Below are 17,715 nucleotides of genomic sequence, written 5' to 3'. Positions count from 1 at the left end.
ACCTCAGAACCGCCGGGCGGACTCCTCCGCGTGGGCCATGCGCCGCAGGCTCAGCAGTACCGGTTCGTAGAGCACCGTCAACGCGACGGCCGCCTCGATCTGTTCGGACGGAGTCGGCTGCTCCTCGACCAGGTCCAGGTCGGTGACCGCCAGTTGCGCCGCCAGCCGTCCGTACGGCAGCAACTGCTCGGTGTCGCACGGGTAGCCGAGCCGGACCAGCGCGGCGACCGAGTCGATGAGCCGCCGGTGGGCGGGGTTGAGCATGTCCACGCCGGGGTCGCAGGACCAGCCCAGCCGCTCCAGCAACGCCTCGACCGAGCGGCAGGCGGTCGCCACCGCCGGATCGTCCTCGGCGGGCTTCTCGGCACAGGGCAGCGCCCGGGTCGCCGCGCCCAGTCGCAGATGGTGGTCCAGCGACTCGTCCTCCGCGGCGGAGATCACCTCGCGCGCGTCGGCCACCGAGACACCGCCGATCTGAATCAGCGCCCGCACGAGGCGAAGCCGCCGCAGGTGGTCCTCCCCGTACTCGGCCTGGGTGGCGGAGATCCGGCGGCCCGGCTGGAGCAGCCCTTCGCGCAGGTAGTACTTGATCGTGGCGGTCGATACACCGCTGCGCTCGCTCAGCTCCGCCAGCCGCATGCTCTTGCACCCTTCATCGGACAGTGGCACTATCTAAGCATGGATCGTGTCACTATCCAACACGAGAACGGGGAATCTCATGGGTAATGCACCGACATCTGGGCGACGGGTCACGGCCGCTGCCGAGGGAGACATGGTCGTTTTCCTCATCGGCATGCGCATCAACCGCTGGCGGGCCGTCCGGCACTGGCTGCCGGCCCTGACGGCGATGCCGCGCATGCTGAAGGAGCTCACGCAGGACAGCGACAGCGGGCTGCTGGGCCACCGGAGTCTGAGTGGCGGTCCGCGCGTGTTCACCGTCGTGCAGTACTGGGAGTCGCGCGAGAAGCTGCTCGCCTATGCCTCCGACCAGGCGGGGGAGCATCGCCCCGCGTGGGCGGCGTTCAACCGCCGTCTGCGGAGCAGCAAGGGCAGCGTGGGGGTCTGGCACGAGACGTACATCGTTCCGGCGGGTTCGTACGAGTCGATCTACGTCGACATGCCGCCGACCGGTCTGGCCGCGGCATGGGGAGTCGAGCCTGTGGAACGGCGCGGGGAGCGGGCGGCGCAGCGGCTGGAGAGTCGGGCGTCCTGAGTGAACCGGTGCCGAGCCGGAAGCCGGAGTCGGAGCCGGCGACAGACATCCGGCGTCAGGTACGAGCGCTGGACCGACACGCGTGGGTCGGTTCTGTCCGAGTCGGTTCCGTCGGGTCAGTCGCGTCCCGGGTGGATCCAGATCCGCAACGGGCCGATCGGTTCGAAGCCGTGGCGCAGGGCGGCGGCCAGGTCGTCGCCCTGCTCGTAGCCGACCACGGGCAGGCCGGGAAACAGTGAGTGAACCGTGTCCAGCAGGTCCGGCCAGGCCGCGTCCGGGCCGCCGTCGTGTGCGAAGACGTTGGAGATTCCGACCACCTGGTCACTGTGGCTCACCACGGCTCCGGAGACCACGCGACCGTCGGCGGAGCGCCCGGCGAGCACGGAGGTGGCCGGGTCGTCGAGAAGCCCGGGGCGGAACAGATCCGCGTCGCCGCTCCCGTCGGCCCAGGCCAGTGCCCAGTCGCGCAACGCCTCCGGGCCTCCTGTCACCTCCCAGGCAGGGTCCAGGAGTCCGGCGGGCTTCTTCGCCGGGCGGTGGATCCACCGCGCGTCGAACAGGACCTGGAAGCCGTCTCCCGTCAGGTCCAGGTCGGCGAAGCTGTCCTTGACGGAGGCGCCGGGTGCGACGGTGTCGATCCGCGCCAGCAGCGCGGCCGGACTCGCGCCGGGCACCAGCGTCACCGCGTCCGGGTAGTACAGGGGCGTACGGGCCGGGGCGGCCCACGCCTGCTCCTTGAACTCGCCCTCCACGCCGTGCGACCGGCTCATCGCCGCGCACCACTCGGCGTTGTTGCGGGCGGCGGCACGGACCATGGACGAGGTCGACGTCTTCATGACTGGGGATCATGACATGTCCTGCCGGGCGACACCCCGGATCCGTCCCTCCGGCGGGCACCTCGCCCAAAGGGCGGTGGAGAGCGGTGGAGGGGGTGAGGGCCCGAGACCGGGCAGGGATTCGGGCCCTCACGTCGCGCATCCGTCGGGGGCGTTTGCGCGCTGTCCACTTCAACGAGCTTCGTCTTCGGGGGATACGTTTCCTTCGCGGCCGGGCTCCTCCGGCGGTCCAGGGGCACGCCGCCCCGACGGGACGGACGCGCGAACCCGCCGACCACGGCCACGCGTTTACCGCGACCGCCCGGCTACCGCGACCGTCCGGCTGCGTCGGCCGTACGACCTGGTGTCCCGGTGTCCACCACGAAGTCCGGCCCGCCTTCCGGCCGAAGGCGATCGAATCCACGGGAGGTCGCTGTGCTCCATGAAGGTCCCAACTGCCCTTGTGGGGCTGCCTGTTGTCCAATCGTCTGGGCAACAGGAGGAGTCGGGGAACGCCTCACGGCAGCCGCTCGACCAGCCTGTCGACGAGCGGCGACGGGTGTGACAGCGCGGCCAGGTGTCCGCCGGGAATGGTCTCGGCCTCGATTCCGAGGCGGTCGCGGGCCACTCGGCGCTGGAAGTCCACCGGGAAGAACCGGTCCCCGGTCGCCGCGAGCACCCGTGTGGTGGTGTCGGGCCATCGCTCGATGTCGCAGGGCTGGTTGAAGGCGATGTCGGCCTCCGGCTGCTCCTGGCCCGCCATGGCGGCGGCGACCTCGGCCGGGACGTCGTGCAGGAAGTAGGTGTCCAGGTCGAATTCGGCGCCGTACCCGCCCGCTTCGGCGGCGGCGAGGCGGGCCGGTTCCGAACCGGTGTTGCCCCACCACTGTCCGGGCGTCTCGCCCGGCAGCGGCACCATCGCGTTGACGAGCACCAGCAGTCCGACCGGAACACGGGTGCAGACCATCGGCGCCGTGAAACCGCCCATCGACTGCGCGACCAGCACCGTACCGGTGCGATCGCCGATCGCCTCGGCCACGGCGTCGGTGTACTCGGGCAGTCCCGAGGACTCGTCGGCGCCCGGCAGGTCGACCGCGACCGCCTCGTGCCCCCTCGACCGCAACTCGGACACCACACGATGCCAGAACCAGGCCGAACCCCCGGCCCCGGGAACCAGAACAAACACGCTAGCCCTCGCTTCAGTCCGTTTCACCCTGACGACGTAGACCGCCGGGAGCGACGGAAGTCATCGGTGGCGGTGACGACCTGGCAGCCTTCTTGAACGATGTTCCAGCCGGACGGCAGGGCTTCGTCGCAGAACACGCGGACGAAGTCGTCCTCGCGCACGACATTGACCTGTTGGCATGACACGCAACGCCGGAACACCACCTGGTGGTGAACCCGTCGGGAGGTTCGAACCCGGCGCGGAAGCTCATGGCGCCCGGCTTCGACCGCCGCGCGCTTCGCCGTCAGCCGGCCGCAGCCGCAGTTGTAGTCGCAGTCGCGTCGGATGCGAGGACCGAGGGCGGACCGAACAGCGCGCTGAGGAAGTCGAGTTGGGTGTCGATCGTCTCAAGGGAGGTGAGGACGGCAGGGACACAACCGCTGACGGGAGCAGTCGCCCCGGGTGCCCGCGGTCAGGCGGCGGCACGGGGCGCCGTGGGCACCTTGGCGGACGGCGGACGGCGGCCGTGGTAGGAGACCGGTGCGCTGTGCCGTCCACGTCACCGCGGTTCGCCAGGCGATCGCCGCCAACGCGGTCACCGCCGCCCAGGCGGTGTGCTCGTGCCCGTCGGCGGGAACCGTCCCGGCGGGCACCACCAGGACCGCTGTCAGCGGAAGAACGACGAGCGTGCCCGCTCGCGTGGCGCGGGCACCGAACCGGCGCACCCAGATCGCCCCCGCGACCCCCACGACGAACGCCGCGTCACCGGCGAGGGGGTGCCGCTGGATCAGGGTGCTCAGCTCCGTGGCCGCCGCCGCAGCCGCGCAGGGCAGCACGCCGCAGGCTGACTGGCTGGACCATGCGTCCCCCGCGGTCGCCGGCCACGTCGTCGAAGTCCTCGGCCACTGGCTCGACCGTGGCGTCGCCGGCTGGCGGCTCGACGCGGCCTACGCGGTTCCGCCCGACGGGGTCCCGGTCCGTTCCGTCGCCACTCCGGCACAGGTGGAGGCCCTCGCCGCCGAGTGGTGGCGGTGACCGACGCGGCCTGACGCGCGCTGACCGGCGCCTGTGACCGCGTCGTCCGCGCCGACAACATCCTGGGCAGGAAGGGGAGTTCGGGTCGCTGTGCGGTGGCGCCGGGATCACCGGACCTGTCCGTGAGGGGGAAGGTCATGGCAGACTGCTCGGCGTCCAGGGGGTCGATGAGGCGTGAGACGTGAGCCCAGCGCGGTCTGCTCCGACCGTTCGCCATGCGGTGCCGGGCGTACGACCGCGCCGTCCGTGATGGATGAGCGGCCGAATGAGCGGCCGAACCTCCGCGTCTTACAGGTGAGCCGGGCCTGCGTCACACCGCCGCGCCCGAGACGGTCCGGGTCCCTCTCCCGCCTGCCGCCCCCGGATCTCCCGGACACCGTCGGCATCACACCGGCCTCGACGGTGCCGGTACGCCGAGGACCGGGAGCGAATCGCCCCGTGCGGCGCGGAGTGTCGTCGCACCGCGGCGAAGTCCGCCCGCACCGCCCGCTGTCCGGCCGGACGACCGCCCAAGCCATGCCCACACGACGTACCGGGGAGTTCCTGGTGGACGTCCGCAAGGAGACAAAGACGATGAAGCACGCCGTGAACGCCGCCGAAGAGCTGGGAACCCAAGGGTGGAGCAAACCCTGGAGCGCCGGCAGCGACGGCGGTTGCGTCGAGATCAAGAAGCTCGGCGGCGGCATCGTGGCGGTCAGGCAGGCGACGGACCCGGACGGTCCCGCCCTCATCTGTGCCTCGTCGGTCATCGCCGAGTTCGTCGGCGGTGCCAAGGAGGGCCGAGCGGACTTCCTCGTCGTCTGACACCCGTCCCTCTGACGGCAGTGCCCGGCCACAACCCGATCCGATCAATCCCTACGATCACGCCCGTAACGGCGGAGGACCGAAGTGACAGACGCAGGAACACGCGCGGAAGAGATCGACACCAGCAAACCCCAGTCGGCGCGCATGTACGACTACTTCCTGGACGGCAAGGACAACTATCCCGTCGACTGGGAGGCTGCCGAGCAGGTCATCTCCTTCTTCCCCGCGGTCAAGGAAATGGCCCGGACCAACCGGGACTTCATGCATCGTGCCGCCCGACTGCTGGCACGGCGGGGCATCCGCCAGTTCCTGGACATCGGCACCGGAATCCCGACCGCGCCGAACCTTCACCAGATCGTCCAGGCCATCACCCCCGCCGCGCGCGTGGTGTACGCCGACAACGACCCGATCGTCCTGCGGCACGCCGAGGCGCTCCTGCACAGCGACCCGCAGGGACGTACCGCCTACATCCAGGCGGATGCGCAGGAGCCGCAGAAGATCCTGGCGGCGGCACGGCGTACCCTCGACTTCGATCAGCCGGTCGCCCTGTCCATGATGGCCCTCCTGCACCTCGTGGGGGACGAGGACGACCCGTACGGCATCGTGGCGGAACTCCTCGACTCCCTCGCTCCCGGCAGCTACTTGGCCCTGTCCCACGCGACAGGGGATTTCGACCCCCAGGCGTGGGAGCGGGTCGTGGAGGTCTACCGCAAGGGGGGAACCACGGCGCAGGTCCGATCGCGCGCTGAATTCGCCAGGTTCTTCACCGGACTCGAGCTCCTCGACCCCGGCATCGAACTCGCCGCCGAGTGGGATCCCGAGGGAGAGCGCGCACACACCGAGGGCGAACAGATCCCGCTGTATGTGGGCGTCGCCCGGAAACCCTAGGGCGTGTCCGGCCACCGAGCCGGACGATGACCGGGTCCGCGGCAGACGTGGAGAGGCCGAACACGTCTGTCGCGGCCGGGCCCCTGACGACCCGAGCCGGTCCGGGGCGCCCCCGGGTCCGCGACGCGGGGGCGCGGACGGCAACGCGCGCGGCGACTCCCCCGCGGGGCCGCTCGGCTGACATCGAGCCGGCCGTGATGCGCGGCCGTGCCGACCCTGGCGTGGTCCGTTCCGCCGACGCCGGACAGCCTCTCCCGAAAGGCTCCGGATTCGGGCATGATGGGGCATCCGTACCGGTCAAGCGACTCTACGCCGTTGTCGGACTGAACCGTTCACCGTTCCCGTACGTCGAGTGAATGTCGCGCCGCCCTACCCGTCGCACGCTGCCCGGTCACGCCGCCCTGACGTGTGTACGGGGGCGCCGGGACAGCGGCAATGTCGTCAACCTGGGAGGAAGTCCATTGGCGCCGGTGCTTGTTGGACGTGAAGGACTGCTGGCCGGAGAACGGATACCGGTGATCGGCACCCGGGTCACGTTCGGACGCAACCCCGAGAACACCGTCGTCGTCTCCAGTCTGAGCGTCTCGCGCTTCCACGCGGAGATCGTCCTGGACGACACCCAGGGCTACGTTCTGCGTGACTGCGGCAGCAGCAACGGCACGCTGGTCAACGGCGAGGAGATCGACTCCCGGCTCCTCGAGCCCGGGGACGACATCACCATCGGCGACCAGGAGTTCCGCTTCGAGGTCGCGGACGCCATGGAGACGATCATGGCGCTCTCCTTGCCCAGGTCGCTGACCTGTGGTGACGAGGAGATCGAGCGTGGGCCCGTACTGCGGGTCACCATCGCGGGCGGCGGCCCCGTCGGCCTGTCGCTCGCGTTGCTGCTGGAGCACTTCCTCGGCGCCCAGGTGAACATCACCATCTATGACGGCCGTTGGCGCAAGCAGGGCCGCAAGATCGTCTGGAAGGACGCGAGCCAGGGCAATGTGCGGCGCCAGCAGGTGGTGACCGTACAGAGCCGCCAGTACCTCAGCCTGCCCGATGAGGTGCAGGCCCGGCTCTTCGACCCGGACAGCTACACCGAGATGTGGCCGTCGGGTCCCGACTCCATCGGTGATCACCACCCGCGCAACATGCGCATCGCCTACATCGAGGACCGGCTCCTCGAGGTGGCGAACGAGAAGCGGAGCCGTATCCAACTCGTTCCGGCCCGGTTCGACGTCGATGAGCAGCAGGAGGCGCTGGCCACCCAGCACGTACTGGCGATCTGTGACGGCGGGCGGTCGCACACGCGCGAGCACTTCGCCGCCAAGTTCGGCAAAGCGGACGAATCCATCTACTCGCTGGACCGCCGTCATCTCCAGGACGTGGTCCTCGGCCTGCGCGTGAAATCGGGTCTGGCCGACCCCATGGCCGTTCTTCTGACCGTCGGGCAGAACCGCTTCCTGCTCAACTCCCTGCGCGGCGAGGGCTTCCTCAACATGCGCCTGACGGACGCGGAGGCCGCGGAGGTCGTCGGCATCGACCCGGTCCGCCGCGTCTTCGAGGAGTGCATAGCCTCTCGGCCCTGTCTGATGGGGCGCGACGAGCACGGAGACTTCCGGTGCTCCACGCACAGCACGCTGTTCCTGCCGGCTCTCATCAAGGGCTCCGCTCTGTGGAAGCGGGTGGGCGAAGGGCTGCGTCTGTTCGGTGTCGAGCCCGGTGAACTGAGGGCCGTCACGTCGTTCCGCCTCAGCATGGTGCAACGCCCCCGCTTCACCGCCGAGTTGCTGCCGCCCACGGCCAACTCCACAGGCACGTACGGCTTCCTGCTGGGTGACGCCGCCAACGCCATCCACTTCTGGCCGGGCCGGGGACTCAACAGCGGCCTGGCCTCGGCCGTCTCGCTCGCACGGTCCCTCAACGGCGCGTGGAACGGCAAGCCTTTCCGGGACGCGGACTTCCTGCGCCACGAGGCCGCCATGTCGATGCTCCAGTATCGCCACAAGAGCCGCGCCTGGAAGGCGATGGTGACCACGGACGACCAGGGGGCGACCTGGGCCATCAAGGACATCATCGCGCACGGCATCGACGGAATCGCCGAGGATCCGGATCGCGAGGCCGACACCGCGACGCTGCTGGAGCGGCTGCGGGGCATCCGTTCCCGGCTGGCGAAGCGCATGACCGGCATGCCGGACGACGAGGCGATCCTGGAACGACTGGGGACCCTGGAGGACAGGACGCTCCGCATGCTGGTGCTCAGCGGCGCCTGGGACACCCTCACCATGGGCGGCGAGGAGGTCGACATCGACATCTTCTACGGCCCGGACTCCGCGGCCGCGGCGGCGGCCGTCGAGGCGCTCGAGCCGGCCGTCGCCTCCGATCCGGCCGTGGCCGCCGGCTGACGACCGGGGTCCGGGCCGGCTGGCGACCGCTGGTCGGGCCCGGCCGGCGGGGGCGTCCGGACCGGGTGACCCCGGGCCGTCCGGAGCGGATGGCCACCGGCGCTCCGGACCGGACGGCCTCAGCGCTCCGGCTGGCTGGCCGCTCGCTGGCCGGCGGACTGTGAGGGTAAAGTGGGGCGTTCAGTCCCTTGTCACCAGCGGCTCATGAAGGCAAGACCCATGCGGGAGCGAACGAGCGTGCCCAGCGAGCGAGAGCCGGGCGTCCCGGTGGTCGGTCGATCCGCCCAGGCCGCGGCGACGAGACAGCAGATCGTCGAGACGGCCAAGGGGCTCTTCGCCGGTCGCGGCTACCAAGCGACCTCGTTGCAGGCCATCGCGGACGAGATGGGCCTCACCAAGGCCGCGGTCTACTACCACTTCCGGACCAAGGCACAGATCCTCCAGGCCTCGCTCGATCCGGCGGTGGAGGAAATGACCGTGCTCCTGGACGAGTTGGCGGGAATGCCGTCACGGCAGGAGAGGCTGGACGCGTACGCGGTCGGCTGGGTCGATTTCCTGGTCCGCAACCGCGGACTCGGAACCATGCTCCTGCACGATCCCGAGATCCGGGCCGCCAGCGTCTACGCCGAGAACGACGGGCGCAGGCGACGCATTCTGCGGGTACTGTTCGGCAGTTCGCCGACGCCCGCGGAGCGCATGGCCTACGTGATGTGCGTGTGGATGCTGGAGGGTCTCGGTGAACTGTCCGATCTCCCGGACGACGAGCTGAGGGCCACCCTGCTCCTGACCGTCCGAGGCCTCCTCGCGGTGCCGGGGGCCGCGGGCGCGGGGTCCGAAGGGGCCGCGGAGTCCGGCGAGACGTGAGGCGGCGCCCGCGGCGGCGGGCGTACGAGGGGCGGACGGAAGCCGTCACCGGGACTCGACCCCTCTCGGCGACGGTACCGACGTCAAGCCCCGCGCGGCCATCCGCTGCCAGGGCGACGCGGCCATCCGCTGTCAGGATGACGCGTCCATCGGCGTGGGGCTCTGAGGCCGGTTGCGCGGGCAGACCGCCGAGCCGGCCACTCGTGCTCGTTCGGTCCCTGTCCGGATGCGGTGCCCTCATTTGGCTAGCCATCGGCTAGTGAGTGGCTGTTCGCTGGTAAAGTGATTGCCTGGGCGGACGGTACTGCCACACCCTGGCAGCGGCCGGGGCTGTCGCCGCCCGCACGGCCGAGCGGCGGTCGTCCGCCCAGCAGCAGCCAGGCCGTGATCCCGGGTGGCGGGCGCGCTCGTGCTGTGCCGTCCCCGGGCGGCTGCGTGCAGAAACCACCCCCCCCGAGCTGTCCCCTGGAGCCCTGACCGCGATGACGACGACCGCCACGACCTCTGCCGCCACGTCCGAACCCGAGGAGCCGCACCCGGTCTGGGGCGTGCTCACCGAGCGCGCGCGAACCGGCAGCCGCCCCGGCGCGCGCGCCGACGGGCACCGCGTCGCTCTGGCCATCGAGGGCGGCGGGATGCGCGGCATCATCGCCGGCGGGATGGCCCTGGCCCTCCACGAACTCGGACTGACCAACAGCTTCGACGCCGTGTACGGCGCCTCCGCCGGTGCCGCCTCCGCCGCGTGGCTGCTGAGCACGAGTCCGGAGTCGCTGCGCTTCTGGGCGGTTCCCAAGTACGCCAGGACGCTGATCCGGCGCTCGAACCCGCTGCGCGGCAGGCCGCTCGTGGACCTGCACGCCTTCTACGAGGTGCTCTACCGCTACGGCGACCAGGACTGCGCACCGATGGACTTCGCCTCGATCCTCGCGAGCGACATCGAGTACCACCCACTGGCCACCGACGCCGAGACCGGGGAATCGACCGACCTGCGGCCCTTCATAGGCGACGCCGCGGAACTGCGCCTCGCACTGCGGGCGAGTGCCTCCCTGCCACTCCTGGCGGGAGAGCCGGTGACGCTGCGCGGACGCCGGTTCTACGACGCGGGCGTCTCCGAATCCGTGCCCTACCGAACCGCGCTGGCCCAGGGGGCGACCCACGTCATGGTGCTGCGATCGCGGCGTGCGATCGATGTGGCCCGGCCGTCCCGCTCCGCTCCATGGATCGCGAAGACGGTGCTGCGGCGTGAGCCCGCGGCCCTGCGGCAGGTGTTCCTCGACCGTGAAACACGCCTGGCTGAGGACGACACCCTCCTGACCAGCCATGAGGCCGTCGTCTCGGTCCGCCCCGCCCCGGACTCGCCGACCGTCGGCCGACTGGCGAGCGAGGGCGACCTGCTGGAAACAGCGCTGGAAGCCGGCCGCACCGCGGTGCACGACACCTACGGTCGCCTGTTCGGCACTCGCGAACGCCCCGCGGCCACCGACTGACGCGCGGAGCCTTCGCCGTACGCGGCAGGCCTTGCGGCCGGGCAGGATCCCGACAAGATCTGCCCGGAGCCCGGAGCCCGGAGCCCGGAGCCCGGAGCCCGGAGCCCGGAGCCCGGAGCCCGGAGCCCGGAGCCCGTTCCTCCTCGGGCGGCGGGCGCGGACCGTAGCGCTGATCCCCGTTTCCGTAAGACCGCCAGTTCCCCGGGCGGCGGTCCGGTGAGGGCGGCTTCTTCGCATACTGAGGGGCATGGCCATCTATGACACGCTCGGCGCTACGTACGGCCGGACCCGGCAGCCGGATCCGCGGATCGCCACGCAGGTGCACGCCGCGCTCGGGAACGCCAGGACGGTGATCAACGTAGGAGCGGGCACCGGTTCCTACGAGCCGGAGCAGACGGTTGTCGCCGTCGAGCCCAGTCAGATCATGATCGCCCAGCGCCCAGGAAGGTCCGCGCCGGCCGTGTGCGCGGTCGCCGAGCGTCTTCCGCTGCGCGACGACACCGCCGACGCCGTCATGGCGCTGCTGACCGTCCACCACTGGACCGACCTCGCGGCCGGGATCGCCGAACTCCGCCGGGTCGCGCGCCGCCGTATCGTCATCCTGACCTGGGACCAGGAGATCTTTCGCGAGAAGTTCTGGCTCGTACGCGAATACCTCCCGCAGGCCGCGGCGTTCGACGACACCCGAGCCGTCCCGATCGACCGGCTGGTCACCCTGCTCGGCGGGGCACGTCAGGAGCCCGTTCACGTCCCGCACGACTGCACGGACGGGTTCGGCGCGGCGTACTGGCGCCGCCCCCACGCCTACCTCGACCCCCAAGTGCGCGCCGGAATCTCCATGTTCGCCCAGACCGGGCAGGACGTTCTCGCTCCGGGCCTGGCGGCGCTCACCGACGACCTCGCGACGGGCCATTGGCACCGACGCCAAGCCGATCTGCTCGCGCTCGACACCATCGACGTCGGCTATCGACTCCTGGTGGCGGACGTCTGACCTTCGCGAGGACTCCTGGTCACGTGCCTGACCCTCTCCGTCTCTGACAACCGCCTTTCCTGTCGTATGACTTGTTCACCCGTTCTCGCTCGTTCCGACGGCTTCGCCGACCTGGAAGCCGTCGGGCCAGTGGGTGTCGTCCAGCGTGTACTCATGCACGAAGAAGCCGTCCGGGGAACGTCTGAACCCGGGCAGGGATCGCGCCCGTTCCACCCGCTCTTCCGCCAGTCGTCTGGTCGAGTACAGCCCGAGGATCTTGAAGTCGTCCTCGCTGTCGTCCCAGAACAAGGGTTCTCCGTCCTCCAGGAAGTCGGCGGCGACGGAGTCGGGTTCGAGAGAGATGTGGTGCCTGTGCACCAAGAGATAGACGGTCTGGTTCACTTCACGCCTTCGTGTGCCGGGTCGGACGGGGAACGAGGCGGTTCAGTCCTGGTGTGTCCCGTCCGGGAATTCGGTGACGAATCCGTGGGTCCACAGATCCTCGTCGAGCGTCAGAGGGGAGATTTCGAAGCAGTCGGGCTCGCCGCGGAACCCCGCCAGACCTTTCGAAGCCTCTCGCCGCGCCTGCGCCGCCGCTTCGGTGGTGTAGACGCCGATGAGGCGCCACTCCTCTTCGTCCAGGTGCATGGTTCCGTCGGGATCCTGATGGATGATCCGCCCGTCCTCCTCCGTGGCGAGGTGGCGAGCGTGCCACAACACGTGGACTTCGCCGTTGGTGCTCTGCTCGAGCGTCATGGTGGTCGACAACTCCTCCAAGGGATCGGGCGTTCGAGGCCTGATACCCCTGCCGGCCGCTCCCGGGCTTCCGATGTGCTTGCGTTCGATCGATAGTGCCCCGCCTCGCCGCTCGGGTGCGAGCGAGATACGGCGGTGGAGAGCCTGTCCGGACCCTGCCCCGTCGCTTTCGCGCGCCATGTCCTCGGCCGCGTTCTCGGCGGCCGGGCGCAGACCGCGGAACGATCAACACCCCCTATTCCGCAGCTGGTTGTCACACCCATGGACGCAGGGAAGAGGCGGGGGAACGCACATGACATATCCACGGCCGATTCCGGCGAGCCCGTGGCCGACACCGCCCGCATCGAGGAGCAGAAGCCCCGCCGCCCTCGTTCGCCAGGCTGCTGGTGAGTACGCGCTCTCGCACGCCGGCAGCCCCTTTGCCTCACCCCGGGTGATGTCAGACCCCCGTGGCACACTCCGGTGCATGTCTCTCGCCGATCTCACACTCGACCACTGGCGCTCGTTCGACCTGCGGACCGCGCGGGGAGTCGCCCAAGAAGCAGCCGGCCTGGTGGGTGGCCGTGTGAGCGCGGTCGAGACCGCCGAACACCTCGGATCCCCGTTCCATCGTGTCCGGATCGAGCGGAACGCTCAGGACTTCGCTCTGATACCGGGCGGCACGGTCGAGGTCGGTCTCGACCTCGACTCGTGGCAGCCGACGGCCGGGCAGACCGCCGACTACGCGCGGAGCCTCGATGCCGGATTCGGTGTCGGCCCCGATCTGCGGGCCTACCTCGCGCGGACTCTCAGCCCCCGGAGAAGCGTCACACTGGCCACCGTGCTCATGGCCGTGGAGGACGAGAAGCTGACCGGGCTTCCGGCCGACACGCCGGCGGAACTCGCGGCTCGTGGCCTGCGCATGCCCACGTCCGACGAGTGGGAACACGCCTGTGGCGCCGGCGCCGGCACGCTGTTCCGATGGGGCGACGAATGTCCGCTGGACCGCATTCCGTACGGGGACCGCACAGGACCGCACAATGAGCCGAACGCCTTCGGCCTGCGCATCGCCTATGACACGTACAGCACGGAACTGACGAGCGACGTCACCGCCGTCCACGGCGGTGACGGCGGTGAGTCGGTGTGCGGCGGCTACGGCACCCTGCTGGCCTGGCTGCCCCTGGCCACCGCCAACCGCAACCCCACCATGGTCGAATTCGTCTACGGCCCCGAGGGCGAGGACCTTTGCGAGGACTTCTCCGTCCGCCCTGTGCTGACCCTCTGAGGGGCCCCGCAGGTCCCGGACCTGGACGAGAACAACGGAACGGACAGACTCGTTCCGGTGTGGTGCGACCGTTCGACCCCCCTGTCGGAGGCGCTCCGTGTGAAGATCCTCCCAAGCACCGGACCCGAACCGGACGGTGTGGCGGGACGAGACCGGGGAGAGCAGCAGCGGATGAGCGCACGCTTCGAGGAGATCGACTGGCGGCCGACGCCCATGGGCGAGATCAGCCTGCGCCGCCGGAGGGATCCGCTGTCGGGCGACGACGTGTACGAGGTGAAGCTCGGCGACGAGTACCTGATGTCCAGCCTCTTCACCACGGGGGAGGTCGAGCTGACCCGGATCGGTCTGGCGGGACTGCCCGAGGCCCCGCTCGACGTCGTGGTGGGCGGACTCGGCCTCGGGTACACGGCCAGGACGGCTCTGGACGATCCGCGCGTACGCTCGCTCATCGTCGTCGACACCCTGGCCGAAGTGATCGACTGGCACCGGCGGGGGCTCGTACCCCTGGGCGCGGGCCTGGCGTCCGACCCCCGCTGCCGGCTGGTGCGTGGAGACTTCTTCGCCATGACCACCGGCGAGCCGCGAGGCCTTGACCCCGACACCCCCGGCCGCCGTTTCCACGCGATCCTCCTGGACGTCGACCACTCGCCCCGCCATGTGCTGCACCCCGACCATGCCGTGCTCTACACCCGGACCGGTCTGACCGCACTGGCCGAACTGCTCCAGCCCGGCGGCGTGTTCGCGCTGTGGTCGAACGACCCGCCGGACCAGGAGTTCGGCTCGGTGCTCGCGGAGGTCTTCACGGACACCGCGGCGCACGTCGTGGACTTCGACAATCCGCTTCAAGGCGGGACCGCCGCCAACACCGTCTACGTCGCCCGAAGGCGCGACGGCTGACACCACCCGGACCGGACGACCGCCACCGCAGACGTGCGTGCCCTGCCCCGCGTCCCGCCGCATGATCCAAACGACAGGCCCTAGACCGGCTCTCAGAGCGAGCCGGTCGCGGGGAGGACCGGAAGCAGCCGCCGGTCCGGGGCCGGCAGCGTCCGCGGCACGCGTTCCAGGACGCCGCCCGCGAAGACGTCGTACAACGGCAGGGTCTCCAGGTGCACGTAGCCGATGTGGCAGTCGCACGCGGTCAGGGGGCAGGGGCGCGGGGCGAGCGCCGCACGGAAGGAGTCGTCGTACAGCCGGCCCAGTTCGGTCCGGACGAAGTGGCAGCGGCTCACCTTCCCGTCGCCGTCCACCGAGATGACCGACTCGCCGGTGCGGCAGGGCAGGCCGGCCGACCGGTGCGGGTGGCGGCTGAAGGGGAAGAGCGGGTCGAGCGCGGTCCACTCGGCTGCCTGTCCGTCCGTATAGGTGTGTCCTTCGGCGGCGTTCACCCACAGGTACACGTGCTCCGGGAGTTCCGCGCGCAGTCTGCGCGCGGGTTCCGCGTGCTCGGGCAGACCGACGATGCCGACGCTGAAACGGACGCCCAGCTCACCGAGTTGCCGGGTCTTGGCGACGAACCGCTCGTGCGGAGTCTGCCCCGGGTGGTAGGTGCACCACAACGCCACCGTCTCCCGGTCCGCCGCCTCCAGCCAGTCGGTGCGGCAACTGAGGTTCGTCTGGATGGCCACACGCCTGATGTGGGGCTGGTGCGACAGTTCCACGAGGGCGCGGCGGTACCAGGAGCGGACCAGCCCCTCGCCCCACGGGGTGAACAGCACCGACAGTCGGTCCTCGCGCTGCTCGCCCGCCCACGCGGTGAACCGTTCCAGCGCCGCGCGGTCGGCCCGCAGTTGTGCGGGGGTGTCGCGGCGCTTGGCGAACGGACAGTACGGACAGTCGTAGTCGCAGGAGGCGAGCGGGCCGCGGTACAGGATCGTCAGGTCCACCGGAGCCTCACTTCGTCTCGTAGGCGGCCATGGCGTCCCGGACGGCCGGGGAGAAGAACTCGGGGCCTATCGCGTCCGAGTGGGCGAGTCCTTCCGCCGAGAGACGCAACCGGTCCTCGTCCCGGTCCGCGAGCCATCCCCGTGCGGCGAGTGCGCCGATCTCGGACCGGAAGTCGTCGTACGGATCCGATCCGAAGCGCAGCCGGTAGTCCGCTACGGGCAGGCCCTCGGCCTGGAGGAGGGACTGGAGCAGGTGCCGGCGCCGTGCCTCGTCCTCGTCGACACGACGGCCGTGCAGCGCGTGCGAGAAGTCCTCGGTGGCGGTGTAGTCGTCGATGATGCCGCGGATCTCCCTCATCGACACCGCGTAGTCGAAGGAGTAGTGCAGCGTGGAGGTGTACGAACGGGCACCGCAGCCGAGTCCGATCATGCCGTCGGTCTGGCAGGCGTAGTCGTCCGGTCCCTGCGGTGGGGCGTCCGCGCGCCGGAACATGCGCATCGACACCTGTTCGTAGCCGTGTGCCAGCAGGTGGTCGCGGCCCTCCCGGTACCGGCGCAGCCGCTGTTCGTCCCACTCCAGGTCGGCCGTCCGCGCGTCGGTGTGCCGGCCGAGACCGGTGAGGGGACGGATGTAGAGGGGGTACAGGTAGATCTCCTCGGGCCGCCAGGCCAGGGCCGCGTCCAGCGAGTGGCGCCAGCTGGCCGCGGTCTGACCGTCGATGCCGTAGATCAGGTCGATGTTGAGGACCGGGACGGCCGCCTCACGGATCCGTCCGAGCGCCGCCTCCACCTCGGAGCGCCGCTGCGGCCGTACGGCGGCACGGGACTCCTCCTCGACGAAGCTCTGCACCCCGAGGCTGAGACGCGTGGTGCCCCGCTCCACCAGCACGGCCAGCCGGTCGGCCGTGGCCGTGGACGGAGAGGCCTCCACGGACAGCGGGATCGCGCGGAGATCGGCGCCCATCTCCTGCTCGGCGATGTCGCACAGCCGCTCCAGCTCGGCGGCCTCCAGGAACGTCGGCGTGCCGCCCCCGAACGCGGCGTTGGCGAAACGGGGCGTCTCCTCGTCGCCGAGTGCCTCGCGCATCGCGGCGGCCTGGCGCCGCACCGCGTCCAGATAGCGTCCCGTCAGGTCACCGGGAGCGCCGATCCGGGTGAACAGGTTGCAGAAGCCGCAGCGGATCTCGCAGAACGGGATGTGCAGATACAGCGACAGCGACCGCCGGGACTCGCCCGTCCACAGGTCCTTCAGCGCGGGGCGCGGGGCGAGGGGCCGGTAAGCGGTCTTGTGGGGATAGGCGTAGGTGTAGCTCTGGTACGGGCGTGGCAGTCCGGTCGGGGCGGCCGCGGGGGCGAGCGTCATACGGTCGGCTCCAGGAAGAAGTGGCTGTAGGGCACGGTCCACACGCTGTCGTGGCCGAGACGGTGGCCGGTGTAGCCGTCGTCCCCGTAGGCGGTGCCGTGATCGGAGCAGACGATGGCGAAGCAGCGGCGGCGTGAGCTCATCGCGCCGAAGAGCCGTCCGACATGAGCGTCGATGTACTCGAGGGCCGCTGCGTGGGTGACCCGGCTGTCCCCGGCTTCGCGGGTGGCACCGGGCAGGTGGAACCAGTTCGGCTGGTGCAGCGCCGACGCGTTCAGGAACAGGAACAGCCGCTGCTCTGCCGGAAGTTCGGCCACGACCTTCTCCGCCCGCGCGACCTGGGCCTCGAACGAGGTGGGCGAGGCCACTCCGAACTCCGGCTCCCAGTGGCTCTCCTGGAAGAGTCCGGGCAGTACGCCGCCCAGCGCGCCCTGCTTGTTGAAGAAGCCGACGCCCCCGATGCACACCGTGCGATAGCCGTGCGCGGCGAGGCCGGACACGAGGTCCGGGGTGTCGAAGACGAACGTGCGGTCCGCCGTCGTCTCGCTGCCCGCGAACCGTGCCGCGAACAGCCGCGGGTGCGGTCCCGGTGCCGCCGGGGTGGGCAGGAAGCCCGCGAACATGGCCTGGTGGGAGGCGTAGGTGAAGTTCCCGGGCGCGTGGCGCCGCTCCCAGGTGCCGCCGGACAGGTGCGCGGTCAGGTTCGGCAGACGGCCGGCCGCCGCGAGTTCGACGGCCACGTCGTGGCGCAGGGTGTCGAGGGTGAGCAGGAGCAGGTCGTCCCGGCCCACCACCTCGTTCATGTCCGGCGTCCC

19 protein-coding genes are annotated in these 17,715 nt (G+C 70.5%); 10 read left to right on the top strand and 9 right to left on the bottom strand.

Annotated features, from left to right (window positions below; translation table 11 throughout):
- Positions 1-3: 3 nt before the first annotated feature.
- On the bottom strand, positions 4-639 hold the full coding sequence (locus ACFYW9_RS02890) for a MerR family transcriptional regulator (protein ID WP_328673590.1): 636 nt from the start codon (positions 637-639) through the stop codon (positions 4-6).
- Between the two features lie 133 nt (positions 640-772).
- Between ACFYW9_RS02890 and ACFYW9_RS02885 the strand changes: the two genes are divergently transcribed.
- Entirely contained in the window at positions 773-1,213 is a 441-nt protein-coding gene (locus ACFYW9_RS02885; protein ID WP_389143844.1) for a DUF4188 domain-containing protein, read from the top strand.
- 116 nt (positions 1,214-1,329) lie between these two features.
- On the opposite strand, the gene ACFYW9_RS02880 is transcribed toward ACFYW9_RS02885, so the two are convergent.
- The 3 genes from ACFYW9_RS02880 to ACFYW9_RS02870 form a co-directional block, all read right to left on the bottom strand.
- Entirely contained in the window at positions 1,330-2,049 is a 720-nt protein-coding gene (locus ACFYW9_RS02880; protein WP_389143841.1) for a hypothetical protein, read from the bottom strand.
- A 496-nt stretch (positions 2,050-2,545) separates the two neighbouring features.
- Entirely contained in the window at positions 2,546-3,214 is a 669-nt protein-coding gene (locus ACFYW9_RS02875; protein ID WP_389143838.1) for an alpha/beta fold hydrolase, read from the bottom strand.
- Between the two features lie 23 nt (positions 3,215-3,237).
- Positions 3,238-3,375 carry a hypothetical protein gene (locus ACFYW9_RS02870; RefSeq protein ID WP_389143835.1) on the bottom strand — a complete coding sequence of 46 codons (138 nt, stop codon included), beginning with the start codon at positions 3,373-3,375 and terminating at the stop codon, positions 3,238-3,240.
- A 358-nt stretch (positions 3,376-3,733) separates the two neighbouring features.
- Here ACFYW9_RS02870 and ACFYW9_RS02865 point away from each other — a divergent pair, with 358 nt between their 5' ends.
- The 7 genes from ACFYW9_RS02865 (at position 3,734) to ACFYW9_RS02835 (ending at position 11,652) form a co-directional block, all read left to right on the top strand.
- Entirely contained in the window at positions 3,734-4,228 is a 495-nt protein-coding gene (locus ACFYW9_RS02865) for an alpha-amylase family glycosyl hydrolase (protein WP_389143832.1), read from the top strand.
- A 573-nt stretch (positions 4,229-4,801) separates the two neighbouring features.
- Complete coding sequence (locus ACFYW9_RS02860; RefSeq protein ID WP_326790655.1) at positions 4,802-5,032, top strand: DUF397 domain-containing protein; 231 nt, start codon at positions 4,802-4,804, stop codon at positions 5,030-5,032.
- Between the two features lie 84 nt (positions 5,033-5,116).
- Positions 5,117-5,920 carry an SAM-dependent methyltransferase gene (locus ACFYW9_RS02855; protein WP_389143829.1) on the top strand — a complete coding sequence of 268 codons (804 nt, stop codon included), beginning with the start codon at positions 5,117-5,119 and terminating at the stop codon, positions 5,918-5,920.
- 470 nt (positions 5,921-6,390) lie between these two features.
- Positions 6,391-8,310, top strand: coding sequence for an FHA domain-containing protein (locus ACFYW9_RS02850; RefSeq protein WP_389143826.1), 1,920 nt, complete (start codon positions 6,391-6,393; stop codon positions 8,308-8,310).
- 237 nt (positions 8,311-8,547) lie between these two features.
- Complete coding sequence (locus ACFYW9_RS02845; protein ID WP_389143823.1) at positions 8,548-9,174, top strand: TetR/AcrR family transcriptional regulator; 627 nt, start codon at positions 8,548-8,550, stop codon at positions 9,172-9,174.
- Positions 9,175-9,656: 482 nt separating this feature from the next.
- On the top strand, positions 9,657-10,661 hold the full coding sequence (locus ACFYW9_RS02840) for a patatin-like phospholipase family protein (RefSeq protein ID WP_389143820.1): 1,005 nt from the start codon (positions 9,657-9,659) through the stop codon (positions 10,659-10,661).
- Between the two features lie 247 nt (positions 10,662-10,908).
- Positions 10,909-11,652 (top strand): class I SAM-dependent methyltransferase, encoded by a 744-nt coding sequence (locus ACFYW9_RS02835; RefSeq protein ID WP_389143817.1) that lies wholly within the window; start codon positions 10,909-10,911, stop codon positions 11,650-11,652.
- Between the two features lie 75 nt (positions 11,653-11,727).
- Here the strand turns inward: ACFYW9_RS02835 and ACFYW9_RS02830 are convergent, their stop codons facing one another.
- Both ACFYW9_RS02830 and ACFYW9_RS02825 read right to left on the bottom strand, forming a co-directional pair.
- Positions 11,728-12,033: a hypothetical protein gene (locus ACFYW9_RS02830; RefSeq protein WP_389143814.1), complete on the bottom strand. Its 306-nt coding sequence runs from the start codon at positions 12,031-12,033 to the stop codon at positions 11,728-11,730.
- Positions 12,034-12,075: 42 nt separating this feature from the next.
- Positions 12,076-12,387 carry a hypothetical protein gene (locus tag ACFYW9_RS02825; protein WP_389143811.1) on the bottom strand — a complete coding sequence of 104 codons (312 nt, stop codon included), beginning with the start codon at positions 12,385-12,387 and terminating at the stop codon, positions 12,076-12,078.
- A gap of 466 nt (positions 12,388-12,853) precedes the next feature.
- Here ACFYW9_RS02825 and ACFYW9_RS02820 point away from each other — a divergent pair, with 466 nt between their 5' ends.
- Both ACFYW9_RS02820 and ACFYW9_RS02815 read left to right on the top strand, forming a co-directional pair.
- Positions 12,854-13,651, top strand: coding sequence for a hypothetical protein (locus tag ACFYW9_RS02820; RefSeq protein WP_389143808.1), 798 nt, complete (start codon positions 12,854-12,856; stop codon positions 13,649-13,651).
- A 171-nt stretch (positions 13,652-13,822) separates the two neighbouring features.
- Positions 13,823-14,548 (top strand): spermidine synthase, encoded by a 726-nt coding sequence (locus ACFYW9_RS02815; RefSeq protein ID WP_351864586.1) that lies wholly within the window; start codon positions 13,823-13,825, stop codon positions 14,546-14,548.
- Between the two features lie 92 nt (positions 14,549-14,640).
- On the opposite strand, the gene ACFYW9_RS02810 is transcribed toward ACFYW9_RS02815, so the two are convergent.
- From ACFYW9_RS02810 to ACFYW9_RS02800, 3 genes are read right to left on the bottom strand one after another with little or no spacing between them, the layout of a single operon-like run.
- Positions 14,641-15,537, bottom strand: coding sequence for an STM4011 family radical SAM protein (locus ACFYW9_RS02810; RefSeq protein WP_389143804.1), 897 nt, complete (start codon positions 15,535-15,537; stop codon positions 14,641-14,643).
- A 7-nt stretch (positions 15,538-15,544) separates the two neighbouring features.
- Positions 15,545-16,900, bottom strand: a complete 1,356-nt coding sequence (locus ACFYW9_RS02805; RefSeq protein ID WP_389143801.1) for an STM4012 family radical SAM protein — start codon at positions 16,898-16,900, stop codon at positions 15,545-15,547.
- Positions 16,897-17,703: an STM4013/SEN3800 family hydrolase gene (locus ACFYW9_RS02800; protein WP_389144762.1), complete on the bottom strand. Its 807-nt coding sequence runs from the start codon at positions 17,701-17,703 to the stop codon at positions 16,897-16,899. Before ACFYW9_RS02800 ends, ACFYW9_RS02805 begins: the two co-directional genes overlap by 4 nt.
- Between the last annotated feature and the right edge of the window lie 12 nt (positions 17,704-17,715).

The organism is Streptomyces sp. NPDC002698, from assembly GCF_042888945.1.
Lineage (GTDB): Bacteria > Actinomycetota > Actinomycetes > Streptomycetales > Streptomycetaceae > Streptomyces.
The sequence above is the reverse complement of the archived record's forward strand: the minus strand, read 5'-3'. Positions and strand labels throughout refer to the sequence as shown.